Below are 22,983 nucleotides of genomic sequence, written 5' to 3' on the forward strand. Positions count from 1 at the left end.
GTCGGAGGAGTCGAGACATATGCCGAGTGACATGGCTCCGAAGGCTGGACTCCCCGGTGAGGACACGCGGCGGCCGACGCCCGGGTCCCGGCCGGGCTCGGAGATCCCGCCCCGCGTCCCCTCCGACGACGTACCGCTCACCCCGGCGCAGCAGCGCCTGTGGTTCCTGGACCGCGTCGGGTTCGACGGCGCCGCCTACCTGCTGTGGCTGGGGGTCCGGATCACCGGGCCGGTCGACCTGGCGGCGCTGCGCGGCTCCCTGGGCGCCCTGGTCCGGCGGCACGAGGCGCTGCGCACCGCCGTCGTGGAGACGGACCGCGGGCCGAGGCAGGTCGTCCGCGACCTGCCCGAGGACGAGCTCGCCGGGCTGCTGCACGTCGAGGATCTCAGCGTGCTCTCCGCGCCGGGCTCCGGGATCGAGGAGCGGGAGTCGCTCGCGCGGCGGCGCACCCGGGAGGTCCTGACCGCGCCGTTCGACCTCGCCCGCCCACCGCTGCTGCGGGTCACGCTGCTCCGCCTGGCCGAGGACGAGCACGTGCTCCTGATGAGCGTGCACCACATCGTCGCCGACGGGCCTTCCCTGGCGGTCCTCTCCGACGAGCTGTTCGCCGGCTACCGCGCCGCCGTGACCGGTGAGCCGGAACCGGCCTCCCCCGGCGACATCGCACAGTTCCCCGACTACGCCGTGTGGCTGGCCGGCCAGGATCCCGAATCGCTCCGCGCCGACCGCGACTACTGGCGCGACCGGCTCGACGGCGTCCCGCCGCTGCTGCCGCTGCCCACCGACCGGCCGCGCACCGCCTCGCAGGGGACGGACTCCGGCCGCTGCTCCGCGCGGCTGCCCGACGAGGTGGCCCAGGGCCTGCGGGCGCTGCTGCGGCGCGAGAGGTGCACGCCGTACATCGTGCTGCAGACCGCTTTCGCGGCGGCGCTGGCCCGGGTGTGCGACGTGGAGGACCTGGTCATCGGGACGCCGGTGGCCAACCGCGACCTGCCCTCGCTGACCCGGTCGGTGGGCATGTACGTCAACACCCTGGCGATGCGCGCCGACGTGCGCGGCAATCCCACGCTCACCGAGCTGCTCCGGCGCACGCGCGCCGGGTTCCTCGGCGCCTTCAAGCACCAGAGGTTCCCGTTCGACCAGGTGGTCGAGCTGGTGAACGCCCCCCGCGACCTCGCCCACAACCCCGTCTTCCAGGTCATGCTGGTCGTCCAGGGGGCCGACCGGTCCGACCACGGCGTGCCCGGCTGGTCCATGCGCGAGTGGGAGACGCCGTCTCCGAGCGCCCGGTTCGACCTCACCATGCACGCCGTCGTGGGCACCGATATGGACATCAGCATCGACTACTCCACCGCCCTCTTCGACGCCGGGACCGCCGAGCGCATGAGGGACCACGTGGTGCGGATGCTCACCGAGCTGGCGGCGCGGCCGGAGACCCGGGTGTGGGACGTCGACCTCACCGGTGACGGGCCCGGCGGCGCCGCGGCCCTGCCGGCGGGCACCGGGCGGGACGAAGCCGGGCGGAGCGAGGCCGTACGGGATGAGGTCGGGCGGGGCGAGGCCGTACGGGATGAAGCCGTACGGGACGCGGCCGCGCGCGCCGCGGAGCCGCGGGTGCACGAGCTGGTCGCGCTCCGGGCCGCGCAGACGCCCGAGGCGCCGGCCGTCGTCGCGGGGGACGGGCGCACCCTCTCCTACCGGGAGCTGGACCGGCGCGCCGACGACCTCGCCGGCGAGCTGGCCGGTGCGGGCGTGGGCCCGGGAACGCTCGCCGGCGTGGTCCTGCCCCCCGGCCCGGAGGCCGTGGTGGCGATCCTGGGCGTGCTCAAGGCGGGCGGCGCGTACCTTCCGCTCGACCCCTCCCACCCGCCGACCCGCCTGCGGGACATCCTGCGGGAGTCCGGAGCCCTCGTGACCCTCTCGGCGGGCGGCGGCGGCATCGAGGTCTCCGCCCCGGCACCCGGCGGCGGTACGGTGGCCGGGACCCCTTCGGCTCCGGCACCCGGCGGCACGGTGAGCGGGACCTCCTCCGCTCCGGTGACCGGCGGCGGCGCGGCATCCGGGAACCCCTCCGGCCGTCCCGGCCCGGACGACCTGGCGTACGTGATCTACACCTCGGGCTCCACCGGCCGTCCGAAGGGGGTCATGGTCACGCACGGGACGCTCTCCCGGCTGACGGAGTCCTTCGTCCGCGTCCACGGGTTCGGCCCGGGGCAGCGGCTGCTCGTGCTCCCGCCGCTGACCTTCGACGCGTCGGTGGGGGACGTTTTCCCCGCCCTGGTCTCGGGTGCGGCCCTGGTGTTCCATCCCGAGCCCGCCCTGCTCGACGGGGCGGAGCTCGTGCGGTTCTGCGCCGAGCGGGGGGTGACGGCCGTGGACACCGCGGCCGCCCTGTGGCGGCGCTGGGCCGGGGAGCTGGACAGGACGGGCGTGCCCGGCGACTGGCCGGTGGACGTCATGATGATCGGCGGGGAGCGCGCGCCCATGGACGCGGTGCGGGCCTGGGCGCGGGCCACCGGCGGCCGGGTGCGGCTCTTCAACCACTACGGCCCGACCGAGGCCACGGTCTGCGCCACCGTCCACGCCACGGTGGACGGCACGGTGAACGACGCTAGCGACGGGACGGTGAGCGGCGCCAAGGACGGCACCGGCGACGGCACCGTGAACAGCGCCAGGGACAGGACGGTGAACGGCACCGGGGACGGCACGGGCGACGGCACCGGGAACGGCGCAGAGAACGGTTCCGAGGAAGGCACGGGGAACGGCGCGGTGGCCGCGGGCACCGCCCACCTGCCGATCGGGCGGCCGCTCCCGCACGTCCGCGCGTACGTCTGCGACCGGCACGGCGGGCGGGCCCCGGTGGGCACGCCCGGCGAGCTGTACCTGGGCGGTGACTGCCTGGCCCGCGGATACCTCGGCGACCCGGCGATGACCGCCGACCGGTTCGTGCCCGATCCGTTCGCCGCCGCGCCGGGCTCGCGCATGTACCGCACCGGCGACCTGGCCCGGTGGCTGGCCGACGGATCCCTGGAGTTCCTCGGCCGGGCCGACCGGCAGGTGAAGATCCACGGTCATCTCGTCGAGCCCGCCGAGGTGGAGGCGGCGCTGGCGGCGCATCCGGCGGTGGGCGAGGCGGCGGTCGCGGCCCTGCCCGACCCGGCCGGCCACCACCGGCTGATCGCCTACGTGACCGGCGGCGAACCCGGTGATCTCCGGCGCCACCTGCGGGACCGGCTGCCGGACTACCTCGTGCCGGCGCTCTTCGTCCGGCTGGACGCCCTCCCCCGCACCGCGCACGGCAAGACCGACTACGCGGCGCTGCCCGCGCCCGAGCCCGGCGGCTCCGGACCGGAGGAGCACACCCCGCCGCGGGGTCCCGTGGAGGAGGCGCTCGCCCGGGTCTGGGCCGGCGTGCTCGGCGTGGAACGGGTGGGCCGCCACGACGGCTTCTTCGCCCTCGGCGGGCACTCCCTGCGGATCGCCGAGGTGGTGACCCGGGTGCACGCCGAGCTCGGCGTACGGCCCTCCGCCCGCGACCTGTTCGAGGCCGCCGACCTGGCCGAGTTCGCGGCGCTGGTCACCGCCCGCGCCGGCGGCTCCCGCGACGGCGGCGCGGACGACGACGCACCGGACCTGCGGGCCGAGGTGAGGCTGCCGGACGAGGTGGCGGTGGCCGCCCGGACCTCCGACCGGCCCGGTCCCGGGACGTTCCTGCTGACCGGCGCCACGGGCTTCCTCGGCGCGCATCTCGTCGCCGAGCTGCTGGAGCGCACGACGGGCCGGGTGATCTGCCTGGTGCGCGCCGGCTCCCCGGAGCACGCCCTGCGGCGGGTGCGGGAGAACCTGGTCCGGTACGGGCTGGAGCGGGTCTCCGGCGACTCCCGGCTGGTGGGGCTGCCCGGTGACCTGGCCGCGCCGCGCCTCGGGCTGGACGCCGAGGCGTTCGGCGAGCTGGCCCTGCGGGTGGACGCCGTCTGCCACAGCGGCGGGCTGGTCAACTTCGCCCAGCCGTACGCCCTGCTGCACCCGCCGAACGTGGCGGGCACGGTGGAGGTGCTGCGGCTCGCGGCGCTGGGCGGCGGGGTCCCGGTGCACCTGCTCTCGACCCTGGGGGTGTACCTCGGCGACGCCTACCGGGGGCGGCCGGTGAGCGAGCTCGATCCGCCGGAGGACCCCGGCGGGCTCGGCGGCGGGTACAACCAGAGCAAGTGGGTGGCCGACCGGCTGGCCGAACCGGCACGGCGGCGCGGCATCCCGGTGACCGTGCACCGGCCCGCCCGGATCGGCGGGGACAGCCGCACCGGGATCGGGGCTCCCGACGACTACTTCGGCCGGTTGCTGATCACCTGCGCCCAGGTCGGCATGGTGCCCGAGCTGGGCTTCGAGGAGGACCTGTCCCCGGTGGACCAGGTGGCCGGCGGGGTGGCCGCGGCGGTCGCCTCGGCCCAGCCTCCCCCTCACGACCTGCACTACTTCAATCCGGCGACGGTCGGCTACGGGCGGATCGCCGCGGCCCTGGCCGAGCGCGGGTGCCCCGCCGACCTGGTGCCCTGGTCCCGGTGGCGGGCCGCCGTACTGGCCCGGCTGGCCGCCGGGGAACCGACCGCGCTCGAGCCGTTCGCCGCCGGGCTGGCCGAGACCGAGCCGCGCTTCGACCGGCCGCTGTTCGACTGCGCCCGGACCGAGAAGTGGCTGAGCGGGGCGGGCGTGCCGCCCGCACCCGACGGGTCGTGGCTGCTCGGCCGCTACCTGGACGCGTTCGCCGCCGCGGGCCTGCTGCCGGGCGCGGGGAGCGGGTCGTGACCGCCCGAGGGGACCTGGTCAGGTTCGGCGGGGTGTGGCTGGCCTCGCTGGTGTCCGGCGTGGGGTCCAGCATCACCTCCTTCGTCCTGGGCGTATGGGTGTTCCAGACGACCGGGTCGGCCACCCTGTTCGCCTTCGTGATGCTGAGCTCCATGCTTCCCGGCCTGGTCGCCGGGCCGTTCGCCGGGGTGGCGATCGACCGCTTCAACCGGCGGACGGTCATGGTGGTCACCGACAGCCTGGCGGCGGTGTCCACCGCCGCGGTCGCGGTCCTGCTGTACCTGGACGCGCTCGCGGTGTGGCACGTCTACCTCAGCGCGACGGTGAGCGCCGCGTGCGGGGTCTTCCACCTGACCGCCTACCAGGCGATGACGCCGATGCTGATCCCCAAGCGGCACCTGGGCCGGGCCAACGGGCTCATGCAGGCCGCCACCGCGATCCAGATCGCCGCCCCGCTCCTGGCCGCCTCGCTGCTCGGGGCCGTGGGCATGGTCGGCGTGCTCGTCGTCGACCTGGCGTCGTTCGCCTTCGCGATGGGCACGCTGCTGGTGGTGAGCCTGCCGGCGCCGGTCCTGCGCCCGGCGGAGCGGGCCGGGCGGCCGTCCCTCGGCTCGGATCTCACCTTCGGCCTGCGGTATCTCCGGGCCCGGCCCGCGCTCCTCGCGTTCGTCCTCATGCTCACCGCGTACAACTTCCTCTTCGGGGTCGCCGGAGTACTGGTCCAGCCGCTCATCCTGTCCTTCTCCTCGGCGGCCACCCTCGGCGTGCTGATGTTCGCGGGCGGGTCCGGGCTCTTCGCGGGCGGGCTGCTCATGGGCGCCTGGGGCGGGCCGAAGCGGCGGGTGGCCGGGATCGCGGTGTTCATGGCGCTCGGCGGAGCGGCCCTGGCCCTGCACGCGCCCTGGACGTCGGCGGTGGTCGTGGGGGCCGCCGCGGCCGTGTTCCTGTTCACCCTGCCCGTGGTCCAGGGCACCGTCGTCACGGTCCTGCAGAGCAAGGTCGAACCGGCCTCGCTGGGCAGGGTCATGGGCACCTCGCACACCCTCGGCCAGCTCGCGATGCCCGCCGCCTACCTGCTGGCGGCACCGCTGGCCGAGAACGTCGTGGGCCCGGCCCTGGAGCCCGGCGGCCCGCTCACGGGCTCGCTGGGAGCGGTCGTCGGGGTCGGTGAGGCGCGCGGCCTCGCCGCGGTGGTGCTGGCGGACGGGATCCTGCTGGTCCTGCTCGCGGTCGTCGTGATGCTGGTCCCCGCGCTCCGGCGGCTGGAGCACGACGTTCCCGACGCCGACGCCGTCCCCGGCGCCGCCCCGGATGACGGTGCGGTCGAGGGCGACGGGGACGGCGGGAACGGGGAGGGCTCGCAGGACGGCGTGCAAGGGACCGGCGTGCGAGGGACCGGAGCGCTGCGGGGAAGCGGCGCCTCAGCCCTCGCGGTCGGCGACGAGCAGGCAGAACGCGGCCGACCGGGTGAGATCGCGGCGTTCGACTGAGCCGCAGCCCGCCGCTTCCATCCACCCGGCGATCGTCTCCACCGGATGGAGCCTGCCGCCCTGGGTGTGGATCAGGTTGAGGTCGAAGCCGCGGGTGAACGCCTCCTCGCGGACGCTGCCGACCGGGTCGGGGAGGGTCTCCATCACGATCAGCCTCCCCCCGGGGCGCAGTGCTCCCGCCGCCCGGCCCACCAGGGCCCGGGCGGTGTCGGCGGGGAAGCCGTGCAGCACGTTGAACAGCAGCACGACGTCCTGTCCCCCGGGCGCCTCGGCCGTACGGAGGTCCCCGGGGAGGAAGGTGAAGCGCTCCGCCAGCCCTGCGGCCTCCACCGCCGCGCGTCCCGGCTCCAGGGCCTCGGGCAGGTCGAGGACGGTCGCGGACAGGCCGGGGTGGCGGCGGCAGTAGGCGAGGCTGTACCTGGCGTGCCCCCCGCCGAGGTCCAGCAGGCGGGCCGGCTCGCCGGGCGGTCCGGCGAGCTCCAGCACCTCCTCCTCCAGCCACTCGGCGATGCGGAGCTGGACCCCCTGGAATCCGGTGAGCACGTCGGGACGTTCCTGGAGCCAGGCGTAGAAGTCCCGCTGCGGCTTTCCGGTGCGCACGGTCTCCTCCAGGTTCTGCCAGAGCCCGCCGATCAGGGAGTGCCAGAAGTCCAGCACGGCCCCGAACCCGTCGTCCGGCCCGGCCAGCCACGCCCCGGCCGGGGTCCGCTCGTAGCCGTCCTCGCCCTCGGCGAGGTAGCCGCCGGTGACCAGCAGGCGCAGCAGCGCGCGGAGGTTCGCCTCGTCCACGGCCAGCTCGCCGGCGAGGGCGCCGAGCTCGCGCGGCCCCCGTTCGAGCGCGCTGAACACGCCGAGCCGCAGCGCGGCCACCGCGGCATGGAAGATCATCGTCTGGATCAGGTCGATCTGGACGGCCGGGCCCTCTCCTCGGCGCAGGGTCGCGGCCTCGTCGGGCGGCAGGTCGAGTGGCACGTCGCTCCTCGGTCGGTTCATCGGCCCGGGTGCCCGGCGGCCCGGGCACCCGGCGGTCTCGTCAGCTCAGGCTCTCGGCGGCGGCGCGCACCGACTCCCTCAGATGCGAGGGCACCTCGTCCCCGAACCACGACAGGTAGGAGCGCACGTGGTCGTCGTCGTCCCGGAGGAAGGGGAAGTCGGTCGCCACCATGCGCCTGATCACCAGCATCGCCACGGGGCTGGACAGCGGGCGCAGGTCGGGGTTCCACAGGCCCGGCTTGTCGGGCGGTCCCGGGTGGAACTCGCCGATCATGAGCCCCTCCGAGACGTACGACGCCTTCAACGCCGCCTGGGCCGCGTCGATGGCCGGGAGGTCCTCCCTGCGCGCGTCCGGGAAGAGGATCATCAGGGTGGTGTAGATGGAGAGGGCCTCCCCCGCCGGGGCCAGCCGCAAGAACCACTCGCGGTACGGCCGGACGGAGCGCACCACCTCCTCCGGGTCGGCCGGGTGGCCCGGCCGTACCGCGAGGAAGGTCCGGCCCTTGTCCATCGACGTCGAGGTGTACGGGCACACCGCTCCCCTGCGGCCCAGCTCGGGCAGCGGCCTGCACAGGTAGTCGCCCATCCACTCCCGCACGGTGCGCAGGACGGGAAGGTGTCCGGCGGCCTCCGGCGGCGGTGTCAGACCGAGGTCCCCCATCTCGAAGAGGACCAGGTCGTCACGGTCGGGATGGCGTATCACCCGGTCCTCCTCGCGGAGGCTCCGGTACGGCGCCGCAGCCGCCGGACGGCCGCGGCCGCGCCCAGGGCGGCTCCCGCGGACAGCGCCGCCGCGGCCGCGCCCAGCAGCGCGTTCTGGCGGCGGGCGCGGTGCAGCGCCTCGCCGTAGGGCATCGAGGTGTGCGAGATCATCGTGTACAACGGCTGCCATCCTCGGGGGAAGATCCGGTTGAGCGTCAGGTCGGCGCGGGCCCGGAGCAGGCGCACGGGAGAGCGCAGGCCGTCGCGCAGTTCCAGGAAGTTCTCCTTCGACAGCTCGGCCAGGACGTCGGTGTGCGGTCGCCTCAGGTCCTGGTACTCCCGCAGCGCGGCGCCCCGGTCCGCGGGATGCCGGGCCAGGCACTCGTCGAGCACGAGGCAGTCCTCGAAGGAGGCGTTCATGCCCTGCCCGTAGAAGGGGTAGACGGCGTGGCAGGCGTCTCCGACGAGCACCACCCGCTCCCCCGCGTGCCATGCCGAGGTGCGCACGCTGACCAGGCGCCCGACCGGGTTGGCCTCGAACTCCTCGGCCAGGTCCGGGATGAGCCGCAGGGCGTCCGGGAATCTGCTCCGGAAGAACCGTTCGGCCTCGGCGCCCGAACCGAGCGAGGCGAAGCTCGACCCGCCCTCGTGCGGCAGGAAGAGCGTGCAGGTCAGCGAGTTGTCGGTGTTGGGGTGCGCGACGATCAGCGCGCGGTCGGCCGGCCAGAGGTGCAGCGCCTCGATCGGGGTCCGCGGGCCGCCGTCCGGCGCCGGCGGGATCGTGAGCTCCTTGTACCCCCATTCGAGGAATTCCTGGTGCAGGTCCGCGGACCTGCCGCGCTGCATGAGCCGGCGCACGGCGGAGAAGGCCCCGTCCGCACCGACCACGAGATCGGCCTCGACCCGCCGCGTCTCCCCCGAGATCGTGTCGGACAGCGTCAGCGTGCCGGTGTCCGCGTCGAGGTCGACGCAGCGCAGCCCGTAGAAGAACGCCACCCCGCCGAGGGCTTCGGCGTGCTCGATGAGCAGCGCGTTGAGCACGCCGCGGCGGATCGAGTAGAGGATCTCGTGGTCCGCCGTGCCGTACGGCTGGAACGTCAGCTCCCCCGAGGGGGAGTGGATCATGCGTCCCCGCATCGGCACGGTGTGCGGCCACAGCTCCTCGAGCAGCCCGGCCCGGCGCAGGGCCCGGATGCCGCGCGCGGAGAGCCCCAGGTTGATGGAGCGTCCGTCGCCCTCGTCCTTGCTCAGGCGCGGGTCGTCCCGGTGCTCGTAGACCTCGACCCGGAAGCCCCGCCGGGCCAGGAACAGGGCGAGCAGGGACCCGGACAGCCCCGCGCCCACGATCGCGGCGCGCGGCCCGGACCGGGTGTTCTCGTGCAGCGGGGGTCGTGAGAGATCGTCATCCGTCATCTGGTCTCCACCGGTTCGTCGTGCCGCGGTAGGGGGTCATGCCGCGGACCTGTGCGGTGGCGCGCACCGGGTGTCCTCGGCGGCTCCGGTCAGCGGCTCCGGGCCCTCGCCCGCGAGCGGTTCCCGGCTCACCGCCCGGCCGTCCGCCCGCCGCACCCGCCCGGTTCCGTACGGTGACCGCGGGCTGGCCGGCCTGTGAATACGGACACGAATCCAGAAACGGTCATTTAAGGAATTGAAGGCGCAGGTCATCACACTCTCCCCGTAGAGGGAAATTCGATTGGCCGTTCGCGAGCCGGGCGATAATGCGCAGAGCTCCGCGGGCCCCGGCACACGGAAGCCCAGGGCTCGCGGCTTCGCGGAAGCGGTACCGGAGGACACCGGAACGTCCCGGCCGGCGGGCGCCGTACCGGGGCGCCGACGCGTCCGGACCTCCGGTTTCAGGCATCGTCGGCAGAAGCCGCGACAGGTCCCCGAGGTCGTCGGAAACCTGCGGACTCCATCGGACGCTCGGTCACGATGGCGACCGAAACGTTTCATGGGAGCGCTCCCACCACCCGTGGGAACGCTCCCACTTGCCGAAGATATGGACACGGGATATCACCCGTCAAGATACTGTCACTAACGCTTAATGACATTAACGATAGAAATTTTCAGTCATGCCCAGTAATCGCAGGTCATGGCCCCATACCGACCGCGGGCACCGTACGGCCCGGGCCCGGCCGCGCCCGGCTGCCGCCGCGAAGAACTCCGCACGCTGTGTCGATCCCGCGGAAGGCCGTTCGTGTAGGAAGTGAGAGGCCGGCCGGGGCCGGCCACGACGTCCGACACGTCAAGGAGACGGGAAGATGAAGCACTATCTGCTCAGCATCCAGCAGCCCGACGGCGGTCCTGCCGCACCCGAGGTCCTGGAGCCGATCATGAAGGACGTGGAGGCCTTCAACGACGAGCTCCGGGCCGCCGGCGCGTGGGTCTTCGCCGGCGGACTGCACGACCCGGGCACGGCCACCGTGGTCCGGGTCCGCGACGGGGAGGTGCTCGTCACCGACGGCCCGTACGCCGAGGGCAAGGAGCACGTCGGCGGTCTGTCCGTCATCGCCGCGCCCGATCTGGACGCCGCGCTGGAGTGGGGAGGCAAACTCGCCCGGGCGACCACGCTCCCGGTGGAGGTGCGCCCGTTCCAGGGCGAGCCCGGTGAGCACCTGCCGTAGGACGCCCGTGAACACCCGCGCGGAGATCGAACGCGTCTTCCGTGAGGAGTACGGCCGCGCGGTCGCCGTCCTGGTCCGCCGCTTCGGTGACATCGACGCCGCCGAGGAGGCGGTCCAGGAGGCGTTCACCGCGGCGCTGCGGCGCTGGCCGGTCGAAGGGCCGCCGCCGAGCCCGGCGGGCTGGATCATCACCACGGCCGCCAACCGGGCCGTCGACCGCCACCGCCGGGAGGCCTCGCGCGACGACCGGCACGCCCAGGCCGCCCTGCTGCACACCCGGGACGAACCGGCCGAGGAGGGCCCCGTGCGCGACGACCGGCTGCGCCTGCTGTTCACCTGCTGCCACCCCGCGCTGGCCCCCGCCGCACGTGTCGCGCTGACGCTGCGGCTGCTGGGCGGGCTCACCACCGCGGAGATCGCGCGTGCGTTCCTGGTGCCCGAGCCGACGATGGCCCAGCGGCTGGTCCGGGCCAAGAACAAGATCCGCGACGCCCGGATCCCCTACCGGGTCCCGCGTGAGGCCGACCTGCCGGACCGGCTGCGCTCGGTGCTGACCGTGGTCTACCTGATCTTCACCGAGGGGCACACGGCCGGCTCGGGCGAGCGGCTGGACCGCGGGGACCTGTGCGCCGAGGCGATCCGCCTGGCCCGCCTGCTCGCCGAGCTCATGCCCGACGAACCGGAGGTCCTGGGGCTGCTGGCGCTCCTGCTGCTCACCGAGTCCCGGCGGGCCGCCCGCACCGGTCCGGACGGCGGCCTGGTCCTGTTGGCCGACCAGGACCGCGCCCGCTGGGACCGCGACCTGATCGCCGAGGGCCAGGCCCTGGTGCGCAGATGCCTGCGGCGCGGCCGGCCGGGGCCGTACCAGGTCCAGGCGGCGATCAACGCCGTGCACGGCGACGCGCCGGACGCCGCCGCCACCGACTGGCGGCAGATCCTGCAGCTGTACGACCTGCTCCTGACCCTGGACCCGAGCCCGGTCGTGGCGCTCAACCGCGCGGTCGCCGTCGCCGAGGTCGACGGGCCGCAGGCGGCGCTGGCCCTCGTCGACGCCCTGGGCCGGGAACGGGCGCTGCACCGGGCGATGGACCGCTACCACGTGTACCACGCCGTCCGCGCCGACCTGCTGCGCCGCCTGGGCCGCGGCACCGAGGCGGTCCAGGCCTACGAGGCGGCGGCGGCCCGCACGCAGAACGCGGCCGAGCGCGCCTTCCTGCTGCGCCGCCGCCGGGAGCTCACCCGGGACCGGTGACCGCGCCCGCCCCGGGAGCACCTCGGGCGGCCCGCCCGGGGCGGGCCGCCGCGCCCGGGCGGGGCGCTCGGGGTCTCCGGCCCGCGCCGGTGCGGATCAGGCGAGGACGCCCGGCACGGACAACACGACCGGCACGACTGGCACGGATCAGGCGAAGGCGCCCGACGCGCGGTGGAGCGCCCCGTACGGCATGCATCCGCCGCCGAGCACGAACCAGACGATCTTCCCGCCGGACTCCGGCCAGGACACGCCCCATTCGGCGGCGAGGGCGTCGACGATCTGCAGGCCCCTGCCGCCGGTGGCCTCCATGTCCGCCTCGCGCATCCGGGGCGCGCCCGTGCCCGGGTCGAAGAGCTCGCCGTACACGTGGGCGCCGTCGCCGCCGAGGCGCAGCGCGCAGGCCGCGCCCCCGTGGCGGACGGCGTTGGTGACCAGCTCGCTCACGATGAGCACGCAGTCGTCCACCAGGTCTTCGGCGCCCCAGCCCGGGAGCTCGCGGCGCACCAGGGAACGGGCCTCGCGCACGCTCGCGGGGGCCGCGGCCAGAAGGCCTTCGAAGGTGTGGACGAGGTCTGCTGGCGCCATGAGCGAGCCGTTCTGGGGGGACACTGGCTTCTCCTCAGCTATGGGAGCGCTCCCATAGCAAATGTAGAACATCCACCCCGGGGATGTGAACCGCTCACGACATTCTCGTTTCGAAAATATGTCGAAATGTCACCTGAGCTGCGGGAGGACCTTCGCGCCGAACGCGTCGATGAACGCCGACTGCTCCTGGCCGACGTGGTGCAGGTAGATCTCCTCGAAGCCCAGTTCCGCGTACTCGTTGATCCGGGCCGCGTGCCACCCCAGATCGGAGGAGACGTTGACCACCTCGGCGACCCGGGCGGGCGCGACCTCCTCCGACACCACGTCGAACAGCTCGGCCGTGTCGAGATCCCAGCAGACCGGGGGGCGGAAGACGTTGCTGCGCCACTGCTCGTGGGCGACCGCCTCGGCCTCCTCCCGGCTCTCCGCCCAGCTCAGGTGGACCTGGAGCGCGAGCTTTCCGCGGCCCCCCGCCTCCCGGTAGGCGTCCGCGACCTCGCGCAGCGTCTCCAGCGGAGCGTTCACGGTGATCAGCCCGTCGGCCCACTCGGCGCACCACCGGGCGGTCTCCACGCTCACCGCCGCCCCCACCAGTTTCGGCGGGGTCTCCGGCCGGGTCCACAGGCGGGCCCGGTCCACGGTGACCAGCCCGTCGTGGCTCACCTCCTCGCCCGCCAGCAGCGCCCGGATGACGTCGACGCACTCGCGCAGCCGCGCCGTGCGCACCGCCTTGCGCGGCCAGCGCTCCCCGGTGATGTGCTCGTTGCTCGCCTCCCCGGTGCCCAGCGCGGCCCAGAACCGGCCGGGGAACATCGCGCCGAGGGTGCCGATCGCCTGGGCGATGACCGCCGGGTGGTAGCGCTGCCCCGGCGCGTTGACCACGCCGAACGGCAGGCCGGTGGCCTGGAGCGCCGCCCCCAGCCAGGACCAGGCGAAGCCGGACTGCCCCTGCCGCTCGCTCCACGGCGAGAAGTGGTCCGACGACATCGCCGCCGCGAAACCCGCCTGCTCGGCCCGCGTCACCGCCTTCAGCAGCTCGGCCGGGTGGATCTGCTCGTGTGATGAGTGAAAGCCGTAGGTCGCCATGGTCTCCATCGCTACCCAGCCGGCGGCGCTCCAGACCGCCTCGGGCGGCCCTTCTCCGGCCGACCGGCCGACCGGTCAGCCGCTCCCCTCGCGGCCGGCGGGGCCGTCCCCGTGGGCGGGGAGCGCTCGCGGGCCGATCACCGTCACCGGGCAGCAGGCGTGGTGCAGCACGCCGTGGCTCACCGACCCCAGGAAGAGCCCTGCGAGCGCCCCCTTCCCGTGGGATCCCATGACGAGCAGGTCCGCCGCCTCCGAGGCGTCGACGAGCGCCTGGACCGGATGGCCCATCACCTGCTCGTGGACGATCTCGAGCTCCGGATGCGCCTTGGCGACCGGGCGCACCGCGTCCTCCAGGATGCGCGTCCAGACGTCCTCGATCTCGGTGAGGTCGAAGAGCGACGGCGGGAGCAGGGTGGACGCCGCGACGGGCAGGTTCCACGCCAGGAGCGCCCGCAGGCGCGCCCCGCGGACCGACGCCTCCTCCGCGGCGAACCTGAGCGCCTCGGCCCCGGCGGGCGACCCGTCCACGCCGACCACGACCTCCCCGAACTCCCGCTCCGGCTCCACCGGGCCGCGGATCACCGCCACCGGGCAGGAGGCCTGGGAGACGATCTTCAGCGCGACGGACCCGAGCAGCAGGCTGGAGATCCGGCCCTCCCCGCGCGAGGCGACCACGAGCAGGTCCCCCGGCCCCGCCTCGGCGGCCAGCGCGTGCGCGGGCTCGCCGAAGGCCACCGCGTCGGCGACCTCCGCCTCCGGCGCGGACTCACGCGCGTGGGCCACCGCCTGGTCGACGATCTCGCGGCCGTTGTGCCACATCCACTGCCGCACCTCCTCGATCTCGCCCTCCGCCCGGGAGTGCAGCCACTCGTGCACGACGTGCACCACCCGGACGGGAAGACCGCGGCGCCCCGCCTCCCGCACCGCCCACTCCACCGCGCGGAGACTGTTCGCCGATCCGTCGACCCCCACCACCACATGTTCCATGGCGGTGCCCATACCCAGTCGTGTACGGACCGTCACAGCCTCCGACGGGGTCCGCGGACGGACCGCCGGGACGGTGCCACCGGGCCGGTGGAAGCCCGCCGATCCGCGCCGGGCCGGTGGAAGCCCGCCGGACCGCGCCGTTCCGGTGAAAGCCCGGCGATCCGCGCCGGGCCGTGGACGGACCACCGCAATCCGCCTGCAACCGGCGTGAAAGCAGATCGCGGTTACCTGTCGGCGGCAGCACGGACGCGGCGCTCCGGAGCGTCACCGCAGAACGGTGACCCGGAGCGGCATACCGGAGAGGACGAGGGAACGTCGATGGCACGCATGGGCAAGCTGGGTGTGGGGGTCGGGATCTGCGGGGGCCTCCTCCTCGCGGCGGGGGTCACCGGGATGACCATGTGGCCGATGCCAACCTGGGCCACTCCGGCCTTCGTCGTCGGGATGATGACGACCTTCGCCGGGGTCTTCACCTCGGCCTGGTCGTTCCACACGACGGCCTTCCGCCGGGGGATGTCGGTGTTCGAGGAGCAGCTCGGCCCGGAGAAGTCCGGCGGGCTCTTCGGCATGGTCCGGGACCTGCAGGACATGGCCCGGGGCAACGGCGACCTGCTCGCCGGCGGGGTGCCCGCCACCGCCGTCGTGCTCTCCATGAGGGACACCGGCATGACCCTGAACGACCAGCCCATGGTCGGCTTCGAGCTGGAGGTCCGCCCCGGGGGCGCGGCCCCGTACCGGGTCGCGCACCGCGAGACCCTGCCCCGGCTGCTCGTCGGCGCGGTGCTGCCCGGCTCCGTGCTGTCCGTGCGGATCGACCCGGCGGACCCGCGGCGGCTGGCCGTCGACTGGAACCGCGCGCCCGGCCGGGAGGAGCCGGTGGTCGCCGAGCACCTGTCCGCAGCCGACCTGCTCGCCCGGGGCCTGCCCGGCACCGCCACGGTGATGGGCACCTTCGACCTGAACGGCATGACCGCCGGCAACGGCGACCCGATCGTGGGGTTCGTGCTGCAGGTGGTCCCCGACGGCGGGGGCGCGCCGTACCAGGTGCGGCTCGGCCACCGCGTGCCCCCGGCCCACCTGCACCGTACGGTGCCCGGCACCCGGCTGCCCGTCCGGATCGCCGCGGAGGACCCGGAGAAGGTCGCCGTCGACTGGGAGGGCGAGGCCGCCGCCCGCGCGAAGACCGCTCCGACGGCGTTCTGAGCCCGGTCCCGCCGAGGATCCCGCCGCCGTGCCCGGGACGGCTCCCCGGGTGGACGGGCCCTCACGACGCGCCCGGCGCGGGAGAGGTCACCGCGCCGTGACGGGTGTGAGCTCGTCGGCCACCTGCCGGGTGACCATCCGGCCGATCATCGCGACGAGCTTGCGGGGCCGTCTCGGCATCAGGTGGGACACCGCGAAGTTGCCGAGGCCCGGCACCACGTAGCCGCGGTCGCGGTCGAGCGCGCGCAGCGCCGAGGTCACGACCTGCTCCGGCGTGCTCATCTTCGCCCCGATCGCCGCCTTCCGCGTGCCGATCCCGTCGAAGAACGCCGTCTCGACCGGGCCCGGCGCGACGGCCAGCACCTTCACCCCGGTGCCGCGCATCTCGCTCCACAGGGCGAGGCTGAAGTTGAGGACGAAGGTCTTGGAGGCCCCGTACGTCGCGAAGTAGGGGGTGATGTTGAACCCCGCGGTCGACCCCACGTTCACCACCGCCCCGGAGCCCCGCGAGAGCATCCCGGGCAGGAAGGCGTGGGTCAGTCCCACCAGGGCCACGACGTTGACCATGAGCTCATCGTGCTCGCGCTCGGCCGCGATGCCCTCGAAACGCCCCGCCGTGCCGAAACCCGCGTTGTTGACCAGCAGGTCGACCGCGATCTCCCGGGCGGCGAGCGCCTCGGCGACCCGCGTGGCGGCGTCGGGGGCGGACAGGTCGTGCGGGACGACCTCGGCCCGGACTCCGTAGGCGCCCCGCAGCTCGGCGGCCAGCGCCTCCAGCGCGGGCACCGAGCGGGCGACGAGCACCAGGTGGTGGCCGCGGGCGGCCAGTTGACGGGCGAACTCGGCACCGATGCCGGAGGAGGCGCCGGTGATCAGGGCGGTGGTGTTCTGCGGCTTCATGAGAGGGAACGTATCAGATAAATACTGATCTGCAACAACTAGTCTCAGTTACACGTCGGAGCCGAGCGAGGTTGTAGCGTCTTCCCATGAGTGGTACAGCAGGCAGGCCATTGCGGGCGGACGCCGAACGCAGCATCAAAGCGATCATGAGAGCGGCCGAGGACCTGCTCGGCACCAATCCGGCCGCCACCATGGAGCAGATCGCCGAGGCGGCGGGGGTGGCGCGGGCGACCGTCCACCGCAGGTTCGCCAGCCGCGAGGCGCTGCTCGAGACGATGGAGGTCACCGCCTGGCGCGAGATCGAGCAGGCAGTCGAGGCTGCCCGACCGAAGACCGCGCCCCCGCTGGTCGCCCTGCACCAGGCCACCGCGAACATCCTGCAGGTCAAGCCGGGCTGGCGCTTCACCCTGACCCGCCCGGTGCCGCTCAGCCCGCGGGCGCAGGCCGTCCACGCCACCGTGATGGCGAACTGCGAGACGGTCTTCGCGAGGGCCGTGGAGTCCGGTCTGCTGCCGCCGGACATCGACACGGCCTGGGCCAGGCAGGCGTACCTCGCCCTGCTGGGCGAGGCCGCGCACCACACCGGCCGGGACGCCGGCACCGCCTGCGCCGTCCGGGCCACCGATCCCGACGCCCTCGCCACCCTCGTCATCGACACGCTGATGTACGGCCTGGCCCGGCCGGCGCCGCCGCAGAACCACCGCACGGAACGGGACGGCTAGCGCTCGGCGACGCCCTCCCGGAGCCGGGTCCCCGACCCCGGCGGGCCGGGCCGTTCATCCCCGCTCCCCTCCGCGGCCGGGCGGGCGGCCGGTCGGACGGGTCCCGCCGTTCGTCGCGTCCGCGAGGGCGTCGACCTGGTCGAACCCCGACCGCCGCCGGACGGCGGCCGAAAGGCCCTGCCGCCGGGGACCTCCGCCCCTCCTCGCCGGACCCGCCCGGCGATGGAATGGAGGGGCGGGAGATCCCGGGCCGGGAGACGGATCCGGCCGGGCGACCGCGCCGAACCGCGGGGCCGCGCGGGCGGGCCGGCGCAGGCCGGGGTCCCGTCCCCGCTTCCCCCGACGCCCCACCGGAGGTTCACCGTGAAGATGACCGTCAAGGACGTCATGACCACCGAGGTCGCGGCCGTGCGGGCGAACGCGCCCTTCCACACGATCGCCGCGCTCCTCATCGACCGGGGCGTGAGCGGCGTCCCTGTCGTGGACGCCGCGCAACGGGTGGTCGGCGTCGTGTCCGAGGCCGATCTGGTCCGCAAGGAGGAGTTCAAGGAGCGCTACTACGGCGAGGCGTACCGCCCGCCGCTGCGCACCCGGCTCCGCCACCGCCTGGGCGAGGACGGCGACGTCGAGCGCCGGGCGGCCGGGGACACGGCCGAGGAGCTGATGACCTCCCCCGCCGTCGTCACCACCCCCGACTCCTCCATCGTGCTGGTCGCCCGCATGATGGACCGGCACGGCGTCAAGCGGCTCCCCGTGGTCGCCTCCGACGGCACCCTGGTCGGCATCGTCAGCCGCCGCGACGTGATCCGCGTGTTCGTGCGCAGCGACGCCGAGATCGAGCGCCGCGTCCGCGACGACGTCATCGTGCGGAACCTCTGGGCGGATCCGGAGGCCGTACGGATCACCTCGCGGGAGGGGATCGTGACGATCTCCGGCGAACTGGAGACGCGCAGCCAGGCCGCCGCGGCCGTCCGCGTGACCCGCAACCTCGACGGGGTCGTCGACGTCGTCGACGAGCTCTCCTGGCGGGCCGACGACACGGTGCCCGTCCCGGTCGTCTGGGGCGGAGCCTGAACTCCGTCGCGTCCGGACGGACCGGAGACGCCGGAGGGGCCAGGGACCCCGGACGGACCGGAGACCCCGGAGAGGGGGAAGGGCTCAGAAGGTGTGGCCTTGGCCGGAGTCCTCGGTCCCGTGCGACCTCTCCAGCTCGGCCTCCAGGCCGGGGACCAGGCGTTCGAGGGCCTCGTGCCACTCCCGGTGGCGTCCGGGGTGTTCGACCATGGCCCCGCAGGTCCGGCACAGGGGCAGCGGATTGATCGTCATATCGTGATCCCTCCGGGGGTGGGCGATCGGCGTGCACGGTCAACTGCCCCCCGGCGGGCCTTCCTATCGCGATCGCCGCGGGAGAAGCCGTTCCGGCCGTCCGGTCCGGGAGCCCGGATGAGTCCGGACGAGTCCGGACTCATCCGGGAGCCAGTGGGCCGGGGGTGCCGGGAGTCAGGGATACCGGGGTACGGGGCTACCGGCGGCGCAGGGGGTCGGCGGGGAGTCAGGAGTTCAGGAGTTCAGGAGAAGACGTAGCACTCCACCTCGGCCCTGCGCTGCGTCAGCCCGCCCGTCACCCACTTCTCGACGCACCCGCGCTCCCGCTCGCTGAGCGGGAGCCGGCCGCACACGGTGACGCCGGAGTACGTCCGGCAGTCCAGGTCGCGGTTCTCCCGCCCCACCCGGTAGCCGCGCCGGACGGCCGCCAGGCACTCCTCCCGCAGCCCGGCCGTGTCGGCGTACCGGCACTGGCCGGTCAGGATCCGGTGCTGCTCCGGGCTCACCTCGGCCCCGCCCGCGGAGGACCCGTCAGGAGACCCGCCCGGCGTCCGGTCCGGAGTCCGGTCCTTGTCGGCCCCGTCCGGCTTCGCCTCGTCCGGCCGGGCCGGATTCACCGCCGTCCCCGCCGCCGGGACCTGCGGCGGCGCCTGCGCCGGGGCGCTCTCCGGTCCGGAACCGCAACCGGCGGCCGCCATGGTCAACGCCAGCACGCAGACGAATGCTCTCATATCGTGACCCCCGGCCCAGAGTAACCCGAGCCAGGTCTGATCCCGGAAAACTCCGCGCATCGCTTGGGTACGCGGACCCCGCCGCGGCCCGGCCGGACCGCCCTCCGCCCGCTCCCGGCGACCCGGCGACCCGGCGACCCGGCGAGCATGCCGGAGGCCCCGGGCGTCCGCGCACGGAAGGAGCCGGACGGGGAAAGGAAAGAGCCCGGGTCACAGGTGACCCGGGCTCTCCGCCGGTGCGCCGCCAGGGACTCGAACCCCGGACCCGCTGATTAAGAGTCAGCTGCTCTAACCAACTGAGCTAGCGGCGCTTGACCAGCAAAAGACTACAGGACTCCGCCCGGTGGTCCGTACATCGCACGACATGTACGGAGTTCGCTGCTCCAGCGCTTCCCGTGTCCGCTGCGGTCCCGGCGTTCCGCGCTCACGGCCAGGCCGGGTCGCCCTCCGAGTCGACGGGGTCGGAGATCACGCCCAGCCGCTCCAGCAGGATCAGGAAGGTCGAAGCGTACGGCGAGTCCCGGACGACCGCCGCCACCCGGTTCCAGTCGACCTGCTCGCGCAGCGCCCGGACCTGCGGGAGCAGGGAGCCGTAGTCGCAGGCGTGCTCCGAGAGCGGCAGCAGCCACGAGATCACCAGGTCGGTCGCCTCCAGGACGGGCACGATCACCGCGGAGGCCTTCAGCGGCTCGGCCCGCTCCAGCAGCGCGGGGGTGACCGCGTTGTCGGCGATCCGGAAGATCAGGTCCACCAACCGGCCCTCATCGTAGGCTTTGACCAGCCAGTCCTCCGGCGGTTTGGCCGTGGTGAAGCCCAGTTCGCTCAGTGCCTCCAGGGCGGTCGGCACGTCCTCCTGCGGCAGGACGAAGTCGACGTCGTGCAGCGAGGGTGCGGCCCCGCGCGCGTAGGCGGCGCATCCGCCGGCGAGCGCGAAGCGGACACCGGCGTCTTTGAGCGCACTGCTCGATCGCTTCAACGTCTCCAGAATGGCGTCGGTGACCTCATGGCTGTGGCTTCCCATAAACGAGTGGCTACCCCCTGGACCGGCCGGTAGTCCCCAGGTATGACCTGGGTAAGCCCGGGTAATGGACTTCGATGATTCAACCTGAAGAAGTCCGTACAGAACCCCCCGCACCCGGTGAGAGTCACAAGGAGCGCGTTGACCGCGAATTGACCGAGCTGCTCCAGGGACTGCGCGTCGCGGTCACCGGGGTGCAGGTCCTCTTCGCCTTCCTGCTGACGCTGCCCTTCTCCGCCGGTTTCGGGAAGGTGGACACCCTCGGCCGCTGGCTTTTCTTCATCTCGCTGCTCAGTTCGGCCTTCGCCTCGGTCTGCTTCATCACGCCGGCCGCCCAGCACCGCCTGCTGTTCCGCACGGGGCTGAAGGAGAGGATGCTGCACCGCGCCAACGAGCTCGGCATCGTGGGTGCGATCGCGCTCGCCGTCGCGATGACGAGCGCGGTCGCGCTCGTCACGGAGACGGTGATCCCGGGCTGGCCGGCCGCGGTCTTCGGCGGGGCCGTGGGGCTGCTCAGCGCCTGGTTGTGGTTCGTCCAGCCGATGATCGATCTTTACCGGGACAAGGACGTTAGTTGACGATTCCTTGGGGCAGTCGCCTTTCATGGCTACCTTGCTCTGGATCATCGCAGTCGTACTGGTCATCTCCGGGATCTACGTGATCCTGGCCCGCCGCGACCTCCTCTGGGGGATCGTGCTCATCGTGCTCGGCTTCCTGGTCGGTCCGGGGGGTGTGAGCATCTTCAACGTCTGACGCGGGCCATGGCCCGCCGGCACCACCACATCGAAGTCCCGTCACAGAGTCCAGATCACAAGACCTAGCGGGCCGGGTTCCCACCCGGCCCGCTTCCGTGTCCGCCTCCCGCCGCCGTTCCCGGCACCGCCGCGTTCGAGGTCTTTCCGGGACCTCGCCTCAGGACCGCCGCGTTCGGGGACTTTCCGGGACCTGCGCCTCAGGACCGCCGCCACCGTCGGCTCAGCGGTCCCGGCGGCGCCTCCGGCGGCCGGCGGCTCAGCACCGGCCGTCGCCGTCGCGGCGGCTCAGCACCGGCCGTCGCCGTCGCGGCGGCTCAGCACCGGCCGTCGCCGTCGCGGCGGCTCAGCACTGGCCGTCGCCGTCGTGGCAGTAGACCGCGTAGGCCCGGCCCAGCACCGGCAGCGCCACGTTGCGCACCCGGATCCCGCCGGGCGTCATGCCCTTCTCGGTCCCCTTGTGCGCGTGGCCGTGCACGATCAGGTCGGCGCCCTCGGCGTCCACGGCCTCGGCCAGCAGGTAGCTGCCTAGGAAAGGGTAGATCTCCAGCGGCTCGCCCTCCAGCGTGTCGTTGACCGGAGAGTAGTGCGACAGGACGACGCGCACGTCGGCCTCGGTCTCCTTGAGCGCGCGCCGCCAGCGGTCCGCGATCCGCTTCGTGTGGTTCACGAACGCCTTGATCTCCGGCTCCCCGAACTCGCTGGCGCACTTGCCGGCGAACCCGCCGCCGAATCCCTTGCCCCCGACCACGCCGAGCCGCGTCCCGCCGATGTCGAGCACGACCGCGTCGTCGTGGAGCACCATGATCCCGGCGTCGCGCAGCAGAGCCGCGATCTCCGCGGGCCGGTCGGAGTGGTGGTCGTGGTTGCCGAGCACGGCGACCACCGGGATGGGCAGGTCGCGGAACTCGTCCGCCACCACCTGGCCCTCCTCCAGTGTGCCGTGCCGGGTCAGGTCTCCGGCCAGTAGCAGCACGTCGGCCTTGTCCTCGATGCCGGCGAGATGCTCTCGGTAGCGGCCCCGGACGTCCTCGCCCAGGTGCACGTCACCGACCGCCGCGATGCGCAGCTTGCTCACAGCTTCTCCTCCCCTCCCGGTTCCCGGATGTCCGCCACGGTGAGCTCGTTGCGGACCGCCAGTCCGGGAGCCGCCTCCTCCGCCACGCCGGCGATCAGATCGCGGCGTTCCTCGGAGGTCACCTGGCCGCGCAGGAAGAGCTGCTCTCCCCTGACGTCCACCCGGATGCCGAGTTCGGTGGTGCGTTCGTCCTCCGCCAGCGCCTGTTGCACCCGCGCGGCGACGTACTGCGGAGCCTCCATGATCGAACTCCTTTCGCCCTCAGAACAGATCGCCTTCCCGCGCTGCCGGAGGGCAAACGGAGAAGGAGACCGACCAGAGGCCGTACCGTCCGGTCCCGGGCAGGCGAAAGCCCCGGCGCCGTCCTGGGGCCGGGGCTTTCGCCGCGGGCACACGGAAGCCCCGGCGCCCTCCTCGGGGCCGGGGACCTCGCGCGGGCCGCGTCGGCGGCTCTACTTCCCGGTGGCCTGGTGCAGGCTCCGGGACGTGGAGCGGTCGATCGCCGCCTTGACCATGCCGTAGATCGCGCCCTGCACGGCCGCCGCGACGAGGATCTCGCCCCAGCCGTACTCCTCGGACGTGGCCTGCGGCGCGTCGTCCTTGCCCGCCGCCAGCTTCCAGACCTGCTTGAAGATGGCTCCGGCGACGAGACCGCCGAGCATTCCGCCTGCGGTCCCCACGCCTCGGGATACGAGAGTGCTCAATGTCCGTCCTCCGTCTCACGTTGCGG

At 73.7% G+C, this 22,983-nt stretch carries 22 protein-coding genes and 1 tRNA gene; 9 read left to right on the plus strand and 14 right to left on the minus strand.

All coding sequences use genetic code 11. From position 1 onward, the window contains the following. Window positions 1-31: 31 nt before the first annotated feature. Both HS048_RS31460 and HS048_RS31465 read left to right on the plus strand, forming a co-directional pair. A complete protein-coding gene (locus HS048_RS31460) occupies window positions 32-4,804 on the plus strand; it encodes a thioester reductase domain-containing protein (RefSeq protein WP_196469695.1) in 4,773 nt (1,590 codons plus the stop codon). Beyond that, the gene (locus tag HS048_RS31465; RefSeq protein ID WP_196469696.1) at window positions 4,801-6,294 is read left to right on the plus strand and encodes an MFS transporter; all 1,494 of its coding nucleotides are present in this window, start codon (window positions 4,801-4,803) and stop codon (window positions 6,292-6,294) included. The genes HS048_RS31460 and HS048_RS31465 overlap by 4 nt, the downstream gene beginning before the upstream one ends. Here the strand turns inward: HS048_RS31465 and HS048_RS31470 are convergent. The 3 genes from HS048_RS31470 to HS048_RS31480 all read right to left on the minus strand — a co-directional run bounded on the left by HS048_RS31470 (window position 6,226) and on the right by HS048_RS31480 (window position 9,402). Further along, complete coding sequence (locus tag HS048_RS31470) at window positions 6,226-7,266, minus strand: cyclopropane-fatty-acyl-phospholipid synthase family protein (RefSeq protein ID WP_196469697.1); 1,041 nt, start codon at window positions 7,264-7,266, stop codon at window positions 6,226-6,228. The two genes, HS048_RS31465 and HS048_RS31470, sit on opposite strands and share 69 nt — an antisense overlap. A 61-nt stretch (window positions 7,267-7,327) precedes the next feature. After that, window positions 7,328-7,990 (minus strand): DUF6875 domain-containing protein, encoded by a 663-nt coding sequence (locus HS048_RS31475; RefSeq protein ID WP_196469698.1) that lies wholly within the window; start codon window positions 7,988-7,990, stop codon window positions 7,328-7,330. Next, window positions 7,987-9,402, minus strand: a complete 1,416-nt coding sequence (locus HS048_RS31480) for an NAD(P)/FAD-dependent oxidoreductase (protein WP_084008991.1) — start codon at window positions 9,400-9,402, stop codon at window positions 7,987-7,989. Before HS048_RS31480 ends, HS048_RS31475 begins: the two co-directional genes overlap by 4 nt. An 848-nt stretch (window positions 9,403-10,250) precedes the next feature. Between HS048_RS31480 and HS048_RS31485 the strand changes: the two genes are divergently transcribed. Then, on the plus strand, window positions 10,251-10,613 hold the full coding sequence (locus HS048_RS31485) for a YciI family protein (protein ID WP_196469699.1): 363 nt from the start codon (window positions 10,251-10,253) through the stop codon (window positions 10,611-10,613). Window positions 10,614-10,620: 7 nt separating this feature from the next. Beyond that, window positions 10,621-11,865, plus strand: a complete 1,245-nt coding sequence (locus tag HS048_RS31490; protein WP_196469700.1) for an RNA polymerase sigma factor — start codon at window positions 10,621-10,623, stop codon at window positions 11,863-11,865. Window positions 11,866-12,012: 147 nt separating this feature from the next. Here HS048_RS31490 and HS048_RS31495 read toward each other — a convergent pair whose 3' ends face one another. The 3 genes from HS048_RS31495 to HS048_RS31505 form a co-directional block, all read right to left on the minus strand. Then, on the minus strand, window positions 12,013-12,474 hold the full coding sequence (locus tag HS048_RS31495) for an ATP-binding protein (protein ID WP_196469701.1): 462 nt from the start codon (window positions 12,472-12,474) through the stop codon (window positions 12,013-12,015). 105 nt (window positions 12,475-12,579) lie between these two features. Continuing rightward, window positions 12,580-13,536 carry a TIGR03885 family FMN-dependent LLM class oxidoreductase gene (locus HS048_RS31500; RefSeq protein WP_196469702.1) on the minus strand — a complete coding sequence of 319 codons (957 nt, stop codon included), beginning with the start codon at window positions 13,534-13,536 and terminating at the stop codon, window positions 12,580-12,582. A 75-nt stretch (window positions 13,537-13,611) separates the two neighbouring features. Then, entirely contained in the window at window positions 13,612-14,535 is a 924-nt protein-coding gene (locus HS048_RS31505) for a universal stress protein (protein ID WP_196469703.1), read from the minus strand. A 306-nt stretch (window positions 14,536-14,841) separates the two neighbouring features. Here HS048_RS31505 and HS048_RS31510 point away from each other — a divergent pair, with 306 nt between their 5' ends. Continuing rightward, entirely contained in the window at window positions 14,842-15,726 is an 885-nt protein-coding gene (locus HS048_RS31510) for a hypothetical protein (RefSeq protein ID WP_196469704.1), read from the plus strand. 87 nt (window positions 15,727-15,813) lie between these two features. Here the strand turns inward: HS048_RS31510 and HS048_RS31515 are convergent, their stop codons facing one another. Then, window positions 15,814-16,626 (minus strand): SDR family oxidoreductase, encoded by an 813-nt coding sequence (locus HS048_RS31515; RefSeq protein WP_196469705.1) that lies wholly within the window; start codon window positions 16,624-16,626, stop codon window positions 15,814-15,816. An 86-nt stretch (window positions 16,627-16,712) separates the two neighbouring features. Between HS048_RS31515 and HS048_RS31520 the strand changes: the two genes are divergently transcribed. Both HS048_RS31520 and HS048_RS31525 read left to right on the plus strand, forming a co-directional pair. Further along, complete coding sequence (locus HS048_RS31520) at window positions 16,713-17,348, plus strand: TetR/AcrR family transcriptional regulator (protein ID WP_196469706.1); 636 nt, start codon at window positions 16,713-16,715, stop codon at window positions 17,346-17,348. 369 nt (window positions 17,349-17,717) lie between these two features. Continuing rightward, window positions 17,718-18,422: a CBS domain-containing protein gene (locus HS048_RS31525; RefSeq protein ID WP_196469910.1), complete on the plus strand. Its 705-nt coding sequence runs from the start codon at window positions 17,718-17,720 to the stop codon at window positions 18,420-18,422. 84 nt (window positions 18,423-18,506) lie between these two features. Here HS048_RS31525 and HS048_RS31530 read toward each other — a convergent pair whose 3' ends face one another. The 4 genes from HS048_RS31530 to HS048_RS31545 form a co-directional block, all read right to left on the minus strand. Next, the gene (locus HS048_RS31530; RefSeq protein ID WP_157237477.1) at window positions 18,507-18,674 is read right to left on the minus strand and encodes a hypothetical protein; all 168 of its coding nucleotides are present in this window, start codon (window positions 18,672-18,674) and stop codon (window positions 18,507-18,509) included. Between the two features lie 242 nt (window positions 18,675-18,916). After that, window positions 18,917-19,405, minus strand: a complete 489-nt coding sequence (locus tag HS048_RS37775) for a hypothetical protein (protein ID WP_230882395.1) — start codon at window positions 19,403-19,405, stop codon at window positions 18,917-18,919. A gap of 237 nt (window positions 19,406-19,642) precedes the next feature. Further along, window positions 19,643-19,716: transfer RNA gene (locus HS048_RS31540), tRNA-Lys, on the minus strand. A gap of 113 nt (window positions 19,717-19,829) precedes the next feature. Beyond that, window positions 19,830-20,381 carry a nucleotidyltransferase family protein gene (locus tag HS048_RS31545; protein WP_230882396.1) on the minus strand — a complete coding sequence of 184 codons (552 nt, stop codon included), beginning with the start codon at window positions 20,379-20,381 and terminating at the stop codon, window positions 19,830-19,832. A gap of 119 nt (window positions 20,382-20,500) precedes the next feature. On the opposite strand from HS048_RS31545, the gene HS048_RS31550 reads away from it, so the two are divergent. Together HS048_RS31550 and HS048_RS31555 are read left to right on the plus strand one after the other, a co-directional pair. Next, a complete protein-coding gene (locus HS048_RS31550) occupies window positions 20,501-21,001 on the plus strand; it encodes a DUF6328 family protein (RefSeq protein WP_196469707.1) in 501 nt (166 codons plus the stop codon). A 25-nt stretch (window positions 21,002-21,026) separates the two neighbouring features. After that, a complete protein-coding gene (locus HS048_RS31555) occupies window positions 21,027-21,176 on the plus strand; it encodes a GPGG-motif small membrane protein (RefSeq protein WP_184719841.1) in 150 nt (49 codons plus the stop codon). 345 nt (window positions 21,177-21,521) lie between these two features. Here HS048_RS31555 and HS048_RS31560 read toward each other — a convergent pair whose 3' ends face one another. The 3 genes from HS048_RS31560 to HS048_RS31570 all read right to left on the minus strand — a co-directional run bounded on the left by HS048_RS31560 (window position 21,522) and on the right by HS048_RS31570 (window position 22,957). Then, complete coding sequence (locus tag HS048_RS31560; RefSeq protein ID WP_196469708.1) at window positions 21,522-22,253, minus strand: metallophosphoesterase; 732 nt, start codon at window positions 22,251-22,253, stop codon at window positions 21,522-21,524. After that, window positions 22,250-22,495: a BON domain-containing protein gene (locus HS048_RS31565; protein ID WP_068897500.1), complete on the minus strand. Its 246-nt coding sequence runs from the start codon at window positions 22,493-22,495 to the stop codon at window positions 22,250-22,252. Before HS048_RS31565 ends, HS048_RS31560 begins: the two co-directional genes overlap by 4 nt. A gap of 210 nt (window positions 22,496-22,705) precedes the next feature. Continuing rightward, window positions 22,706-22,957 (minus strand): DUF4235 domain-containing protein, encoded by a 252-nt coding sequence (locus tag HS048_RS31570; RefSeq protein ID WP_068897501.1) that lies wholly within the window; start codon window positions 22,955-22,957, stop codon window positions 22,706-22,708. Window positions 22,958-22,983 lie beyond the last annotated feature (26 nt).

Origin of the sequence: Planomonospora sp. ID91781 (genome assembly GCF_015711595.1) — a bacterium.
Taxonomy (GTDB): Bacteria; Actinomycetota; Actinomycetes; order Streptosporangiales; family Streptosporangiaceae; genus Planomonospora; species Planomonospora parontospora.